At 71.0% G+C, this 1197-nt stretch carries 1 protein-coding gene; it reads right to left on the reverse strand.

Annotated features, from left to right (window positions below):
* On the reverse strand, positions 1-892 hold an 892-nt coding region (locus ACFV9O_RS40255; protein ID WP_385428027.1), incomplete at its 3' end, for an NAD(P)/FAD-dependent oxidoreductase.
* Positions 893-1197 lie beyond the last annotated feature (305 nt).

Raw genomic sequence — 1197 nt, forward strand, 5'->3', positions numbered from 1 at the left:
CCGCCCAGGCGTGCGGTGCGCCCACGACGGAGAGTTCGGGAGTGCAGCGCAGTCGGCCCCGCCCGTCGCGCGGCAGGTCCGTCGCCGCGAGGAGCGGGTGGGGTTTGACGCCGGCGGTCCACACCAGGGTGCGGGTGGGGTGCCGAGATCCGTCACTGAGTACCGCCACCCGGCGCTCGCAGCTCTCCAGACGCGTCCCGAGCCGGACGTCGACCTTGCGGCGGCGCAGCTCGCGCACAGTGTACCGGCCCATGTCCGGGCCGACTTCGGGCAGTATCCGGTCGGCGGCCTCGACCAGGACCCATTTCATGTCCTCGGGCCGGATGTTGTGGTAGTGCCGGGTGGCGTACCGGGCCATGTCCTCCAGCTCGCCGAGCGCCTCCACGCCCGCGTAGCCGCCGCCGACGAAGACGAAGGTCAGGGCCGCGTCGCGGAGGGCGGGATCGCGGGTGGAGGAGGCGATGTCCATCTGCTCCAGGCCGGGGACGGGCAGGGTCCGCGAGACGGAGCCGGGGGCCATGACCAGTTCGTCGTAGGCCACTGCGAGCGGACCGGTGCCCTCGTCGTCGGTGGCCTTGGTGCGGACGAGGGCGGTGCGCGCGGCGTGGTCGACCGCCAGGGCCTCGCCGACCAGCAGGCGGCAGCCGCGCAGGACGCGGCGGAGGGGAACCACCACGTGTCGCGGCGAGATGGAGCCGGCCGCCGCCTCGGGCAGGAACGGCTGATAGGTCATGTACGGCTCGGGGGTGACGAGGACGACCTCCGTCTCCCGGGGTCTGCTCCTCGCGCGCAGCCGCAGGGCGGTGTACATGCCGACGCAGCCGCCGCCCACGATGAGGATGCGTGCCGGTCCGCTGCCGGAGGTCGTGTCCCGTGATTTCGAGGCCTTCACCTTCCCATGACGCACCGGCGGACGGACTTTGTCCACAGGCCCGACGATTCGTATGACCGGACGGCAGGAACGGCCGAGGAGGCCCAGAGGTTGGCCGGATCCGAAGTCACGCAGGTCAGGCAGGTGGTAACCATCGGTCACAGGGGGTGCATTGCGGGGTGAACCGGTGCGTACTTCGATCCGTGCGCGCCACGCCCGGAACGGGCCTCTTCTGAATTGACTCCGGCTCAACTATGTTCGTGACCCGTCGGAGTGCTGGGGGGTGCTCGCAGGCTGGCCGCTCCTCAGACGTCGCGACTCACATA

The organism is Streptomyces sp. NPDC059909 (genome assembly GCF_042730885.1).
Lineage (GTDB): Bacteria > Actinomycetota > Actinomycetes > Streptomycetales > Streptomycetaceae > Streptomyces.